At 40.9% G+C, this 14,866-nt stretch carries 11 protein-coding genes; 1 reads left to right on the top strand and 10 read right to left on the bottom strand.

Going from position 1 to position 14,866, the window contains the following annotated elements; all coding sequences use genetic code 11:
- From F957_RS19390 to F957_RS19425, 8 genes are all read right to left on the bottom strand, one after another.
- On the bottom strand, nucleotides 1–1,523 hold a 1,523-nt coding region (locus F957_RS19390; RefSeq protein ID WP_016660092.1), incomplete at its 3' end, for a type VI secretion system Vgr family protein.
- Between the two features lie 87 nt (nucleotides 1,524–1,610).
- Nucleotides 1,611–2,384, bottom strand: a complete 774-nt coding sequence (locus F957_RS19395) for a Rossmann-like and DUF2520 domain-containing protein (RefSeq protein WP_016542180.1) — start codon at nucleotides 2,382–2,384, stop codon at nucleotides 1,611–1,613.
- Nucleotides 2,385–2,467: 83 nt separating this feature from the next.
- Nucleotides 2,468–3,514, bottom strand: a complete 1,047-nt coding sequence (locus F957_RS19400) for a hypothetical protein (RefSeq protein WP_016542179.1) — start codon at nucleotides 3,512–3,514, stop codon at nucleotides 2,468–2,470.
- Nucleotides 3,515–3,695: 181 nt separating this feature from the next.
- Nucleotides 3,696–5,123: an OmpA family protein gene (locus F957_RS19405; RefSeq protein ID WP_016542178.1), complete on the bottom strand. Its 1,428-nt coding sequence runs from the start codon at nucleotides 5,121–5,123 to the stop codon at nucleotides 3,696–3,698.
- Between the two features lie 235 nt (nucleotides 5,124–5,358).
- A complete protein-coding gene (locus F957_RS19410; protein WP_016542177.1) occupies nucleotides 5,359–5,931 on the bottom strand; it encodes a hypothetical protein in 573 nt (190 codons plus the stop codon).
- A gap of 197 nt (nucleotides 5,932–6,128) precedes the next feature.
- Entirely contained in the window at nucleotides 6,129–7,361 is a 1,233-nt protein-coding gene (locus F957_RS19415) for a dihydroorotase (RefSeq protein ID WP_016542176.1), read from the bottom strand.
- Nucleotides 7,362–7,373: 12 nt separating this feature from the next.
- Nucleotides 7,374–8,390, bottom strand: a complete 1,017-nt coding sequence (locus F957_RS19420; protein ID WP_016542175.1) for an aspartate carbamoyltransferase catalytic subunit — start codon at nucleotides 8,388–8,390, stop codon at nucleotides 7,374–7,376.
- Between the two features lie 251 nt (nucleotides 8,391–8,641).
- Nucleotides 8,642–9,013: a hypothetical protein gene (locus F957_RS19425; protein ID WP_016542174.1), complete on the bottom strand. Its 372-nt coding sequence runs from the start codon at nucleotides 9,011–9,013 to the stop codon at nucleotides 8,642–8,644.
- 284 nt (nucleotides 9,014–9,297) lie between these two features.
- Here F957_RS19425 and rlmKL point away from each other — a divergent pair, with 284 nt between their 5' ends.
- Nucleotides 9,298–11,502, top strand: a complete 2,205-nt coding sequence (gene rlmKL, locus F957_RS19430) for a bifunctional 23S rRNA (guanine(2069)-N(7))-methyltransferase RlmK/23S rRNA (guanine(2445)-N(2))-methyltransferase RlmL (protein ID WP_016542173.1) — start codon at nucleotides 9,298–9,300, stop codon at nucleotides 11,500–11,502.
- On the opposite strand, the gene F957_RS19435 is transcribed toward rlmKL, so the two are convergent.
- On the bottom strand, nucleotides 11,495–11,935 hold the full coding sequence (locus F957_RS19435; RefSeq protein WP_016660091.1) for a hypothetical protein: 441 nt from the start codon (nucleotides 11,933–11,935) through the stop codon (nucleotides 11,495–11,497). The genes rlmKL and F957_RS19435 overlap by 8 nt on opposite strands.
- 167 nt (nucleotides 11,936–12,102) lie before the next feature.
- Complete coding sequence (gene clpB, locus F957_RS19440) at nucleotides 12,103–14,682, bottom strand: ATP-dependent chaperone ClpB (RefSeq protein WP_016542171.1); 2,580 nt, start codon at nucleotides 14,680–14,682, stop codon at nucleotides 12,103–12,105.
- Nucleotides 14,683–14,866 lie beyond the last annotated feature (184 nt).

Raw genomic sequence — 14,866 nt, 5'->3', positions numbered from 1 at the left:
AAACGTGCACCATAGCCTTCACCTGCCCAAGGCGTCAGTACATCAACCCAAGCAGAGTCCGTGTCATTGTCATTGGCACCCGCACCACCATCGTGGCTATGGTCGTCATTCCGAGTGAAGAGAAAACGGACTTTAATCCGCCCCCATTCATCCACATGAATTTCTTCGCCGCTTGGCCCAACCACTTTGGCACGTTGCGGTGAGGCTGTTGGACGGTGTTGTAAGGGATTAAATTCGGGTACGGTTTTAATGCTGCGGCGTTGTAGTGTCAGTTGATTGGCTTGGCGTTCTTCTGTGTTATTAGATTGAGTTGGCTGCCAATTGCTTTGCACTAATAATTGATTGATCTGTTGATGTAGATCTTTGGGCAAATTGTTTTGGTTATAAAAATTTTTGCCTGTAATCAGGAATTCTTTATCGCTGCCAGCATGTTGATCAATTTCAGGATGTTCAGCCAATTCAAACCAGTAACCCACATGCGTGTCGCGCACGGTGGTATCGGCGATAAATTGTTTGGATTGTAAGTCGTAATATTGACCGAGATTTTGATTCAGTTTTTCGATCTGTGCATTGCCCGATGCGGTTGCCCCATCTTCACCATTCAGATCTTGCATCCATGCCGGTGAAAAGTGCCATGCCTGTTCCAGCCCTAAACTGGCATTGTCATATTGAGCACTGTGTTTATGGGTGCTTTGGACGCTGCCTGCGCCATCTTCTTGTTCCAATACATCCGCTTGCCAACGTTGTACATGCACGCTGCTCGGTTGTAAGCTGCGTTGCCCGACCAAACTGGTCATGCTGTCGTATTGTTCGGTGGCACTGCTACGGTGGTAACGAATCATTCTTCTGTCTAGCGCTTGGTATTGGCTATTGTCATCAATCAAGCGTAGTTTTTGCGGCTGAATCGCGGCACTGCTTTGCGGAACGATTCGCTCAGCTTCATCAATTAGCCAGTTAATCGATTCACTACGTAGCAAACGCGTCAGGAAGTCGTAGTCACTTTCCAAAGATTGCATGATAAAGGGACGAATATCGTAATCTTGGCTCAGTCCGCTTAAATCAAGCGTTAAGCTTGATGCAAATAAGGAACTCTTTTGCTGCCACTCCTTGAAGATAAGTTGCACGACATCAGGCACGCTCTTGTTCATAAACACACGGCTGTTACGGCGTTGTTTCCACAGTGCGGTTGGATCTTCTAAAGTCAGCTTATAGACAGTTAGGCTACCATCCGATTGCCCTTGTAAGGCTTGAGTAATGATCCCTGTGACACGGGTCAATTGTCCATTATCGGTCACCGTATCAATTGCCGCATGGCTACCAATAAATTGTTTGAGTTGAATGGTCGCATTGGTCGACAGACAGATCAGTTCTGCCTTAAATCCATTATTCAGTTGATGCTGACCATCAATACGCTGTAGGAAGACTTGAGTCTTTAAATTTTGATTAGAAAATTGAATATGGATTGCACGTTTTTGTGCAGTAAGGCCGAGACTCTCTAAAGCTTGAAATATATTAGCCAACATCTTTTTATATAGAATTAAATCAAATTTTAGTCATGGTATACAAAACAGACTGATTTGTCTATTTTGTATACTTATTGTTAAATTAATTTAATGATGGCGTTTTAAAATAGATTCACTGAGAAGACCATAGATATTCTGCAAGTCTGGACGATTAGAATCTGCTAATAACTGGCTATGCATACTTAATATATTTTGGTCACCACGCATCGCAGGGCCTGTCTGCATATCCTTGGGATTATTGGCTGTGGCTTTATTTGCGGTCTCTAAAATCAGTGGATAGAGCAAACTAAAATCAACCTGCTCTGCATCAACGATCTGCTTCGCCATGTCATAACAATAATTACTAAAATTGCAAGCAAATACCGCTGCTAAATGCAAGGTCAAACGTTGTGTAGAACTATATTGATAGACACGTTGGCTTAGACTGTTGGCTAATTCGGTTAATAAGGTTAAGTCCTGTTGCTGTACTGCCTCCACAAACAAAGGGGTATCTGCCCAATTCACATCCCTTTCCATACTAAAGGTTTGCAAAGGATAGAACACACCCGCGCGTGGATGTCTTTGTTCCAGTACTGATAAAGCAGTGCTCCCCGAAGTATGTACAATCAGATTTTCAGGGAGATATGGCGCAATCGAATCAATCACGCTACGAATCGCCTGATCACTGACTGCAATAATCACTAAATCGGTTTGCTCATCTAGCTGCTGCTCATCATCAATTGCTTGGGCACTGACTTGGTCTGCAAGGGTCTGAGCATGTTGTAGATTCCGACTACAGATTTGCACAATCTGATGCCGCAATTGCAATACTTTGGCCAAATGGGTTGCAACACGACCTGCCCCAATCAATGTAATTCGCATAATATTTATCTTAAAACCATCGCTGTGCTAAGCATGCCAATAAAAAAAGGACGAATCAATTCGTCCTTCTAGTTGTTGCTTATTTAATTGACATTATTGAGATAAACAATGCGCTCAATGGTACGTTGGGTGAAACACTTGGTGTACTGCATATCTTGGTCTTGTTGACGCATCGCATCATTCCAATAGCGTGATTGCTTTTGATAGGTTTCCAAATCTTTTTCTGGAATGTCAGATACATGCTTCTGAGCAAGTACTTTACAATCAACATCACGTTTTTCAAACCAATCAGACTGGTCTTGCTGTAACTGCGCTTTCTGCTCTGGACTAAACTTGTCCCACGTTTGGTTTAAACGCTCAACCTGCTGCGCTTTTTCAGCATCCAACTCTTTTTTGCGAATATCCATTGCTTTTTGAGCCAAGCCCATTTGAGCCGATTCTTCTGCATCATATTGCTGCTGAGCTTGTTCATTGCTTTGTTCAATCAGGCGGTTTTCTTTTAAATAGGCTACATATTGCACAGCTTTGGTCGCCATAAAGACCACACCATCAATCACTGCATTTTGATCAGGGATATTGAATACTAAACCATCTTTATCAGTCTTGGTAATGTCATAGAAGAAACTACCTTTGAGCTTGTCATCTTCTAAAGTCAATGAATATTCATTATCTGCAAAATAATCACCTAAAGTACTGGCACTATAATCGCCTTCACACTCTTCACAATTTTTCTGCTGCTCAGCATAGGCATTTTCCGCACGCTTTTGTAAGCCTTTTGGAAATTGAACAATTAACTGACTTTCACAGCTTAATTGTGTTTTTGATGTTTGTTCGCCTTCTGCTGTATCCAATGTACGAACATTTTTAATTTCGAATTTCAGACCTTTATTGATTTTATCCAAAACATCATAATCTGCCTGATACTGACTTTCTCTTAAGCTACGCTCGATTTGCTTTAAATAGTCTTTTTTGAGTGCCGCTTGAATATTATTCAAGTTATCTTGATTGGTACAGCTCCACTCTGCGACTGCCGCATCGGTATTTTCAACTTTATCTTTCGGTTTGAACTTATCACATCCTGTTAATAACACAGCTGCGGTTAATGTTGTGAATATCAAAAACTTATTCATATTAATACTCTATTATCTTGTTTTTCGAGCGTATTCTACTCAATTTAAATCTATACTTTCGAGTCTTTTATTTGATTTTATTTAAACAACGTCATTTAAAATGATATTTACTCAAATAAACAATTAAAATAAAAGGAGTTATTTTCACAATAACTCCTTTAAAACTTCAACAAAGCATCAATTAAGGACTAATTGAAAACTCAATTCGACGATTTTTAAAGCGCCCTTCCTCAGTTGTATTATCTGCAACAGGGTTATCAGCACCATGTCCCACCGCTGTGAGTTGAGCAGCATCTACACCTTGACCAACTAAATAATCGACCACAGCCTGTGCACGTTTTTGTGACAGCGTTTTATTGCTATTGGCATTACCTGTTGAATCGGTATAACCCGCAACGGTCAGTTTTGCATCTTTGGTATTTTTCATTAAGCCAGCGGCTTTATCCAAGATTGCTTTGTTTTCATCTGGAATCTGGTTGGATCCCGTAGAGAAATTAATAATCTGTAGATTAAGAGCTTTAATCACGGCATTAATATCAACCTGATTGGCATCAATACTCGCCAATGCATCTTGTGCTGCATTTAGACTATTACTGACAGAATCAGCAGCACTCACAGGTGCTTCGACAACCACCTCGGTATTTGGTACTAATCCTTTGATCTTGCCAAGCAACTCATTGAGTTTAGCTGCATCTGTACCTTTTAAGGTGATCTTATCACCGACCCATTCCAAGGAAACATTTGGAACCCCTTTAAGCAATCCCAACACACCTGCAAGTCCTGCTTGATCAGTAAACTTGCCTGCATGTGTTGCAGCCGTACCGGCAGTATCTACCATACAATCCTGAGTAGAAGAAAAAATTTCTTTGACCTTGGCCTGAATGCTGGCCAAAAATCCTTGATCACCCACCATAACCTGACACTGTGCAACATGACCATTGGCATCGGTGGTTAATGCTAAACTCGCTGGTGCAATGACTGTACCAACCTGTGATGCTGGAGAATCCGCATTATTTACAGGCACTTCCATTTGTTTATGTTGACATGACTTCCACAGCCATGCGACCAGAAGAGCCAAAATAATCAGCGCCACAATCGGTAACCATGCACGTGATTTAGTTGCTGCACCTGCTGCTGTATTATTTGCCAAATTTGATACAGAGGCTGAAGCACTTGAAACCAGCCCTAAAGGCGCAAGTAAACCGACCGCCCATGCTGGTAACAGAGCACGAATTGAATCGGCATGCTGTTTTAAATAATTGACAATACTTTGGGTATCGTTGCCGGCTTCACTGGTTAAAGCAGCAAGGCTGATCGGAATCGACTGATTTAAAGTTTGTTCTGCTTCAGCTGTGGAAAGCTGACCGCTAGCAAGATTGGATAATAAAGTATTTTTAACTTGATCATTATGACCAAATAAATCGAATAATGAAGGTGAAATCGACTCTTTTAGTTTCTGAATCAGTTCAGGTTTTGCGGCTAAAATCGAAAGAAAAATCGGGTAAAACTTAGATAACAGCGCACTTTTTTCGTTCGCCAATCCGTCTTGACCATTCACAAGCACAGAAGTCACTTTCTGCTTTAACAGTTCTATTGGGTTTATTGACATTGTTATTCTCTCCAACACATTAAATTTATAATATTCAGATCGCTTAAGAAAAATGCGAAGTACAAGCAAACTGATGCATTTTCATTCTAAACATTTGTGTATTTTTTATTCGTTTTTATATCATTTAAATACAATACTTACATCACAGTTTACAAAACATCTGTTTGCCATGACGCTAGCTAGCACGAAATCAATTACAGCGTGATCCAGCGTAATACCATCTAAACGACAGATTTTACTTACTTAAATGATAAAGAAAGAGCAAAGAAAAGCTGGCAAAAATCAAAGTTAAAAAAGGAAACAATTTATAGGATTTCTTTTCTATTGGCTCTTCTGCAGGTACTATGACTTCTTCCAATACGGGCTCAGGTTCAGGAACCTCATTTAAATGTAGCAATACCTCATCTGACCAGTTTGGCAATAAGGCATGAATAGACTGTTTATGTTCACGGAGATAATGAATAATGCTGATCGCATCATTTCCGACCTCATTTGAAAGCACAGCTAAGCTTTTAGGAATGGCCCGATTTAATGTAATTTCAACTTCAGCCACAGCAACTTTGCCTGCTGCTAATCTCAACAACAATTCATTTTTTACACGATCATTTTGCTCTAATAAATCAAAAATAGAGGGCGTAAGTTTTTCTTTTAATTGATCAACCAATTCAGGTTTTTCTAAAAAACGATGTAAAAAAATAGGGTAAAATCTTGATAAAACATCATTTTTTTCATTTACCAAACAAGTTTGATCATTGACAATAATAGAGGATACCTTTTGCTTAAGTAGCTCCATTGGATTAATAGCCATATGATTTAGCTCCAATTATTTAAACTGTTTAATTCTCATTTTTTATAATTTTATGTAAAGCACATCTCATTTATATTGTTACTTTAATCTAGTTTTTTAATTTTTATCGGCTTTGTAAAATTTAAATACAATATCTACATCACAGTTTACAAAGCAGAATAAGACTTGATCGCCTTATTCTGCTGTTTTCATCTCATTTATGCGAAGGTGCTTACCACCTTACCAGTCAGTTGTTGACCCAGTAATGGCGTATTTTTACCTTGGGATAAGATACTGTCTTTAGACACAGTCCACTGTAATTCTGGATCAATTAAAACCCAACCAGCTTCTTGCAACCAACGATCAGTCATATTGGCGACTTGTGCTGGTATAGAGGTCACTTTCGCCACCCATTCCAAAGGTTCAAACACACCTTCTTGAATCAATTGCACACCTAAACCCACATAGGTATCAAAAGCAGTAATCCCTGGCTGTGTTTCAGCAAATGGAGCCATTTTTGCCGAGCTACTAAGTGGTTCATGATGCGTACAAATTGCATCAATCACCCCTTCTTTCACCCCTTGACGCAATAAGGCTTTATCTTGCTCAGAACGTAGCGGTGGGCGTACATGTGCAAGCGAGTTAAAGCCATCCGTCAGTTGCTCAGTTAGATGTAACTGATGCATGGCAACATCGGCAGTTACAGGTAAACCTTTGGCTTTTGCAGCGCGAATCAAATCAACAGAAGCACCACTAGACAGTAAACCAAAGTGTGCTTTCACGCCTGTTGCTTCAATCATGATCAAGTATTTGGCAATTGCAACAGTTTCAGCAATCGCAGGGATCATCGGTAAACCTTGACGAGATGCAATAAAACCTTCGTGTGCACAGCCATCTTTGGCAATTTGAGGCTCTTCGGCATAGAACACCACGGTCAAACCCAAACCTGCCGCATATTCTAGAGTACGAATCACCACATCATCATTTTCAAAGCTTGCATTGGCATTTGAAACCGCCGTACATCCACCTTTCTTCAACCCCGCCATATTGGCAGGTTGTTTGCCATTGAGGCCTTGGGTTTGCGCACCAATAATTTGCAGGTAAATTCCGCCATCCAATTGTGCTTTTTCGATCAAGCCATGAATTAAAGCACCATTATCTTGAACAATTGGTTTTGAATCAGGGGGTGTCATTACATGCAAAATACCATTGGCACGTGCTGCTTTACCTTCGGATTTTAAGGTTCCATGCTGTTGTTGCCCTGGTTCACGTAAACGTGCACAAAGATCAACCATGGTTGGCATTAACCATTTGCCTTGGCCATCAATGGTTTCGTTGACTTGATCAACCGCATCAACCAACTTACCATTTTCGATATACACCGTTTTTACTTGATCAGTTTTTTGAATTGGATCGAGCACACGGACATTTTCAATTTTTACAATACTCATGTGATCTATCCCTTACAGCGCAATCGCTTCAATTAAACCTTGTTCTTGTAACTGCCCTTGCATCGCGAGTGCCAACACTGCCATACGAACCGCAATCCCATTGGTAACTTGCTTCAAAATGACAGATTGATCACCATCGGCAACACTTGAGTCAATTTCAACTCCACGGTTCATTGGGCCTGGATGCATCACGATACAATCAGGCTTTGCCAAAGCTAAACGCTCTTTGTTTAAGCCGTACATTTTGTAGAATTCGGCTTGTGAAGATAAAGCTGGTGAATCAATACGTTCATTTTGAATCCGTAAGGCAATAATCACATCGCAATCTGTTACCCCTTCATCCATTTTGTTAAACAGACGCACATGTTCGCCATATTCATTAAAGCCGACTGGCAACAGGGTATTAGGTGCAATCACGCGAATGTCTTTGCAGCCCAATGTTTGCAATGCTGCCACATTCGAACGCGCAACACGCGAATGTTTGATATCTCCAATGATCGCCACTGTTAAGTCTTCAAATGGCTTCTTGGTTTCACGGCGAATAGTCAACATATCCAGCATTGCTTGGGTAGGATGTGCATGACGACCATCACCCGCATTAATAATCGCAACTTTAGGACAGACATCTTTGGCAATAAAATGCGCTGCACCTGACGATGAATGACGTACCACAAAGATATCCGCTGCCATGGCTTCCAAATTCCAAAGCGTATCACGTAAGGTTTCACCCTTAGAGGTACTTGAACGTGCAATATCAATATTCAAGACATTGGCAGACAAACGCTTTGCTGCAGCCTCAAAAGTAGTACGGGTACGAGTGGAGTTTTCGAAGAAAAGATTCATCACCGTCAGTCCTTCAAGCAACGGACGATTGATCAAATTATTATTTTCATCTAAGAAGCTTTGCGCTGTATCTAGAATCTTGGTTAAGGTTTCTTTGGAAAGACCTTCAATAGTTAAAAAGTGCTTGAGATTTCCTTGTTGATTGAGCTGGATCTGACTCAAAGTATGCAATGCCGCCAAGTGCATAAGAGATTCCTAACACGTTAAGTTAACGCATTATACAGACTTTGGATTTCATTCGCAGTTGAACTTTTCAGCACTTAAGTAAAAATCTTTTAGATTTTTTTCATCATCTTATTTTTTTTAATGGGTATAGCGAAGATTACAGCTATGCTTTAAATATTGCGTTCGAATCTCATGCCTAAGCAATACTAATAAGGATGTAAACAGCTTGGCTACATCCTTTACTCCTTCTCTATTTTTGAATGGCTTATAATCTATCTCAATGCACCAATGTAGTGATGGTGCACTTGGGCTTGATAGATCTCTTCTTCGGTCACTTCCATTGAATAGCTTTCTAAAACTTCAACAGCTTGCTTTTTCTCCTCAACTTTTGTTTCGTTCACCAATGTCGCAGGTTCTGGATATAAATCAATCAATGGACTTAAACGAAGCACAAAACGCTCCAATTCTGGGTCTTGTGTTGCCAAGGCAAGTTCAAGTATATGCTTGGCATAGTCTTTATTATTGACCAAATACATCACATCGATCACACGACCACAGACACGTCTTAAACGGACATACATTTGAGTTGCAATCGTAAAAGCTTCGGCGTTGACCACGACTTCATTCTTCATGCTTTCTTTCATAACATCCCCACAGCCATCAAATTAAAATTCTTAAATTTCATCAGCTTTAAGTCAAATAGTTCACTGATGTGCTGCTAATTTAGAAGCAAAAGATGTACCAACTATTCAATAAATTTGGCATCAATAATGAATCTCATCACATTAAAAACAGATCAGGCCAAGAATAATTCATCAAAAAATGCGATGAATCGCTGATAAAGCTAACAATCACACAAATATGCACCGACAGAACAAACAAAAATCAGTTAAAATAGCCAATTGCTAAAAATGTTTTGGAAATTTGAATGAACGCTAAACCACGTCTAACAGACTATTGGGTCACCTGTGCGGACGGGCTTGAAACCTTATTACAACAAGAGCTTGAAGATTTAGGCATTCAAAATATCCAACGTTTTGCAGGGCGTTTGGTTTTTAAAGGCACGCTCGAAAATGCATATCGGGTTTGTATGTGGTCTCGTTTAGCCTCTCGGGTATTATTACCAATTCATACGCATGAACTTGAACATACCCATGACGCACGTGACGTAGCAGAAGAGCTCTATGAAGGCGCGATTAGCTTTGACTGGTCACTGATTTTTGCACCACAAAGTACCTTTGCAGTCCGCTTACATGTGGAACGTGAAATTAAGGTTAATACGCAATTTGCAACCTTACGCGTAAAAGATGGCGTGGTCGATTCCTTTATGGAAGCCGTTGGCAAACGCCCAAGCATTGATATTAAACAACCTGAGATCACGCTTTATGTGTTAGCAGGTAAAATAGAACATACTTATTGCTTAGACTTATCAGGTGATTCTTTGCATAAACGCGGTTACCGTCGTTTTATGACCGATGCACCGATTAAAGAAAACTTGGCAGCGGCGATTCTACAAAAAGCACAACTGGCGCAATATCAGCCCGATATTATTCTTGACCCAATGTGTGGTTCAGGCACATTCATTATCGAATCTTTATTGATTTTAACTGATCGTGCACCCGGTTTAGTGCGCCGCTTTGGCTTCAATGGCTGGCATGGTCATGATCGTGAACTGTGGTTGTCCCTCAAAGCCGAAGCCGCAGAACGTCATGAAAAAGCATTAGAACAACCCCTGCCTAAGTTTTATGCTTACGATGCTGACTGGGAAGCAGTCAAAGCAACGCGCCAAAACATTATTGCTGCGGGTTTTGAAAAGTTACTCGATCAAATTCAAATTGAAGAACGTACGCTGGCAGATTGGGATGATTTTCATGCTGAAGGTAAAAAGGCCTTTATCGTGACCAACCCACCGTATGGCGAACGCTTGGGCGATAAAGCATCGAACCGTTCTTTATATCTTGGCCTATCTGCTTTATTGCAAAAACATTTCCCAAATCAACGTGCTGCGATTATTGCCGCGCAAATTGAGCAAGCAGACGTACTGGCATTTAATGATCCGCAAACCTTACGTTTGATGAATGGCAAACTGCCAATTTACACCCGCTTTGGAACAGTCAAGCCTGCGACAGTGACACAACCTTTCCTTGCGACTTGGCAACCACAACAATTTGAGAAAATTGAAGGTGCCGAAGACTTTACCAATCGTTTGCAAAAAAATATGCAAACATTGAAAAAATGGGCGGTGAAAGAGAATGTATTCTGCCTACGTTTATATGATGCAGACTTACCAGACTTTAACGTTGCAGTCGATTTATATGGAGATCGTTTGCATGTTCAAGAATACGCACCACCAAAAACCATTGATCCAGAAAAAGCAAAAAAACGCTTTAACTTAGCACTTGCAGCGATTCGTGCTGTGACCGGTTTAGGTCGTGATGCCATCTTTATTAAAACGCGTGCAAAACAAGCGGGTGCAAACCAGTACACCAAACAAAGTACAGCGTCTAAACGTTTTATCGTTCAGGAAGGCAAAGCACGTATCTTGGTGAATTTAACTGATTATTTAGATACCGGTTTATTCTTGGATCACCGTCAGATGCGCTTAAGAATTGCCAAAGAAGCGCGCGGCAAACACTTCCTTAATCTTTACAGCTATACTTCAACTGCAAGTCTACATGCCGCGCTTGGTGGTGCAGCAAGTACCACCAGTGTAGATCTATCCAATACCTATTTGAGTTGGTCTAAAGAGAACTTTGTCCTCAATGGTTTGACTGTAGACCATGCTGATGAACAACATATGTTCTTTGCCAGCGATTGTTTTGAATGGCTAAAAGAAGGTCATGAACAATATGACTTGATCTTCATTGATCCACCGACTTTCTCGAATTCGAAAAAGTTCTATGGAACTTTTGATGTACAACGCGACCATGTTTCCCTACTCAAACGTGCAATGAATCGTTTAACCAGTGATGGGACCTTGTACTTCTCAAATAACTATCGAGGCTTTGAATTAGACGAAGAAATCGAGGCGATGTATCAAGTCGAAGAAATCACCTCTGAAACTATTGGTCTAGATTTTAAACGTAATCAAAAAATTCACCGTGCTTGGAAAATTCAGCACCCTGCTATTTAACCACCAATTCGGCTTTAACATCATTGTTATAAGTCACATGAACATCACCTGATTGGAACTCATAAATCATATAGCGATCAGGTGGTTGTTCGTGCGGCTTGATCGTGGCCGACCTCTTATCTCTGGGGTCAACAGCCATCACTTTCTTTTGCTCTTCATGAGATGACAATACACCACCTAAGATGGTGCTGACACGAATCTCACCTAAGTACTTATCACTCAAGAGTCGTTGTGAGCGCCAGCGCTCTTCTTCAGGCTTTAGGGCATCTTGTTGCGCTTTAATAAGAATACTGGGAAGTGCGTTGTTTAACATAGCAGTTTGTAAGGCGAGCGTCCCCTCACTCAATGGTTGTGCAGCATGCACCATTGAAGATAAGGCAGTCATCAACAAAATTACACACATATTTGTGCAATGATGTCTGTTCTTTTCCATTGCAATTCATCCTGAATTTTTTTCTTATTTGTTCCGAAACTATCAAGTTTTTCTCAAAGTCGCAATGTCATTGGTAATATTCCTGCAAAAATCTGACCAGTTGCACTGATACAAAAAAAGATGGTGATTTACATCACCATCTTTTTCGCCAAACATTCAAATTGCGTTTAACTTAGTTTCATTTTATCAAAGACCAAATGACCACTTTCACCTTTGATCAAAATGTTATCCCCTGGCTGAAACTCACCAGATAAGATTTTCTGAGCCAAGTTATTTTCAACTTGCTGCTGAATCGCACGTTTCAATGGTCGTGCACCATATACAGGATCAAAACCGGCATCGATCAATAGATCGAAAGCGGTATCATCCACTGTTAAGCCCATATCACGATCACTCAAGCGTGAACGTAAACGATCTAACTGAATATCCGCAATACCACGAATCTGCGCCTTTTGCAGTGAGTGGAAAACCACCAACTCATCAATACGGTTAATAAACTCAGGACGGAAATGCTGTGTCACAGCATTCATGACCACAGTACGCACTTCGTCATCGGTTGCCCCCTCACCCAGTTCACGCACATCTTGTGAACCTAAGTTAGAAGTCATCACAATAACAGTATTCTTAAAGTCAATCACACGACCTTGTGAATCCGTTAAGCGCCCATCATCTAACACTTGTAGCAGGATGTTAAACACATCTGGATGGGCTTTTTCCACCTCATCAAATAACACCACACTGTAAGGTTTACGACGTACTGCCTCAGTTAAAACACCACCTTCTTCATAACCTACATAGCCCGGAGGTGCACCCACCAAACGACTGACAGAGTGCTTTTCCATAAATTCGGACATATCAATACGAATCATGGCATCGTCACTGTCAAACAAGAAGTTTGCCAATGCTTTGGTCAACTCAGTTTTACCCACACCTGTTGGCCCAAGGAACAAGAATGAGCCACTTGGACGATTCGGGTCAGATAAACCTGCACGTGAACGACGGACTGCATTGGAAACAGCAACCACAGCTTCATCTTGTCCAACCACACGATTATGTAAGAACTCTTCCATATTCAGCAGTTTTTCACGCTCACCCTGTAGCATTTTCGCCACAGGAATGCCTGTTGCAGCACTGACCACTTCTGCAATTTCGTTTTCGGTGACTTTGGTACGAATCAGCTTCGGTTCTTCATTTTCCTCAGCAACTTCGGCTTGTTCCAAGCGTTTCTGCAACTCTGGAATCACACCATATTGCAAACGTGCCGCTTCTGCCAAATCACCTTCGCGTTTGGCTTTTTCCAAAGCAACACGCGCTTGATCGAGTTCAACTTGTGCTTTCTTATCCCCTTCAACCAAGGTTTTTTCAGCCTTCCAGATTTCTTCTAGATCGTTGTACTCTTTTTGCTTTTCAGCAATTTGCTGCTCAAGATGATTGACTTCGGCTTTACTGCCTGCATCTTGATCTTTTTTCACCGCTTCCAATTGCATTTTCAACTGGATTAAACGGCGATCAAGTTTATCCAAAGCCTCAGGCTTGGAATCGATTTCCATTTTGATACGAGATGCTGCCTCATCAATCAAATCAATCGCTTTATCAGGCAACTGACGATCGGTAATATAACGATGTGACATCTTCGCCGCTGCAATAATGGCTGAGTCTAAAATTTGCACCCCATGGTGAGTCGCATATTTTTCTTTTAGACCACGTAAAATCGCAATGGTGTCTTCTACACTCGGCTCATCAACCAATACTTTTTGGAAACGACGTTCAAGCGCCGCATCTTTCTCGATGTATTGACGGTATTCATCTAAGGTCGTCGCACCGACACAGCGTAATTCACCACGCGCTAAGGCAGGTTTTAACATATTACCTGCATCCATTGCGCCATCGCCCTTACCTGCACCTACAAGCGTATGTAACTCATCAATAAATAAGATGATCTCGCCTTCGTGTTTCGCAAGGTCTTTGAGAACTGCTTTTAGTCGCTCTTCAAACTCACCGCGATATTTCGCACCTGCAAGTAATGAACCTAAGTCTAATGATAAGACGCGCTTATTTTTCAAGCCTTCAGGTACTTCGCCATTGACAATACGTTGCGCCAAACCTTCAACAATTGCAGTTTTACCCACCCCAGGTTCACCAATTAAAACTGGGTTATTTTTGGTTCGACGTGAGAGAACCTGAATGGTACGGCGAATTTCATCATCACGACCAATCACAGGATCAAGCTTGCCCGCTAAAGCACGCTCAGTTAGGTCAATGGTATATTTATTGAGTGAGTCACGTTGATCTTCGTGATTATTGCTCATGACTTTGTCGTTTCCTCGAATATTTTCAATTACTTTACGTAAGCTTTCTGGTGTCACACCCACGCTATTCAATATTGTTTTGGTTTCACCTGTTTCCGCCAAACCTAACAGCACCCAATCAGTCGACAGAAACTCATCTCCTGCCTTTTGCGCATAGCGGTCAGCTAAATTCAATGCCTTTACCGCTTCAGGATTGAGATTGATATCACCTGTAGGATTTGCCAAAGTCGGTGCATTTTGCACGGCTTGTTCAAGTTTCTGTTTTAACTCAGGTAAACGTGCACCCGCTTGTTGCAATAAACTCAGATTGGCCGGTTCTTCAAGTAAAGTGGATAAGATATGCACACCTGCAATCGAAGTGTGATCCTTACCCATAGCCAATGATTGTGCATCTGAGAGTGCTTGCTGTAAGCGGTTTGTAAATTTTTCAAATCGCATTCTTGTTATTCCTCACAACAAATTTTTAACTTATCACTTAGATGGGAACGCTTTTTAAAATTTCAAATAAAATTTATATATTTTTCAATATTTTATAAAAATATCAATGTATAAAACTCAGTATTAATATGGGTGTATAAACAATCTATTTCAAGTATATTTTGTATAATTTTTCTGTCTATTC

The sequence above is a fragment of the Acinetobacter gyllenbergii CIP 110306 = MTCC 11365 genome (assembly GCF_000413855.1).
Lineage (GTDB): Bacteria > Pseudomonadota > Gammaproteobacteria > Pseudomonadales > Moraxellaceae > Acinetobacter > Acinetobacter gyllenbergii.
Note: the sequence above shows the minus strand (reverse complement) of the source record. Positions and strands in the feature narration are given on the sequence as shown.

Coding starts and splice junctions, on each gene's coding strand:
- F957_RS19410 (WP_016542177.1), bottom strand. CDS start 5,931: ATGGCTATTAATCCAATGGAGCTACTTAAGCAAAAGGTATCCTCTATT.
- F957_RS19425 (WP_016542174.1), bottom strand. CDS start 9,013: ATGAAAGAAAGCATGAAGAATGAAGTCGTGGTCAACGCCGAAGCTTTT.
- F957_RS19405 (WP_016542178.1), bottom strand. CDS start 5,123: ATGTCAATAAACCCAATAGAACTGTTAAAGCAGAAAGTGACTTCTGTG.
- rlmKL (WP_016542173.1), top strand. CDS start 9,298: ATGAACGCTAAACCACGTCTAACAGACTATTGGGTCACCTGTGCGGAC.
- F957_RS19420 (WP_016542175.1), bottom strand. CDS start 8,390: ATGCACTTGGCGGCATTGCATACTTTGAGTCAGATCCAGCTCAATCAA.
- clpB (WP_016542171.1), bottom strand. CDS start 14,682: ATGCGATTTGAAAAATTTACAAACCGCTTACAGCAAGCACTCTCAGAT.
- F957_RS19400 (WP_016542179.1), bottom strand. CDS start 3,514: ATGAATAAGTTTTTGATATTCACAACATTAACCGCAGCTGTGTTATTA.
- F957_RS19435 (WP_016660091.1), bottom strand. CDS start 11,935: ATGGAAAAGAACAGACATCATTGCACAAATATGTGTGTAATTTTGTTG.
- F957_RS19395 (WP_016542180.1), bottom strand. CDS start 2,384: ATGCGAATTACATTGATTGGGGCAGGTCGTGTTGCAACCCATTTGGCC.
- F957_RS19415 (WP_016542176.1), bottom strand. CDS start 7,361: ATGAGTATTGTAAAAATTGAAAATGTCCGTGTGCTCGATCCAATTCAA.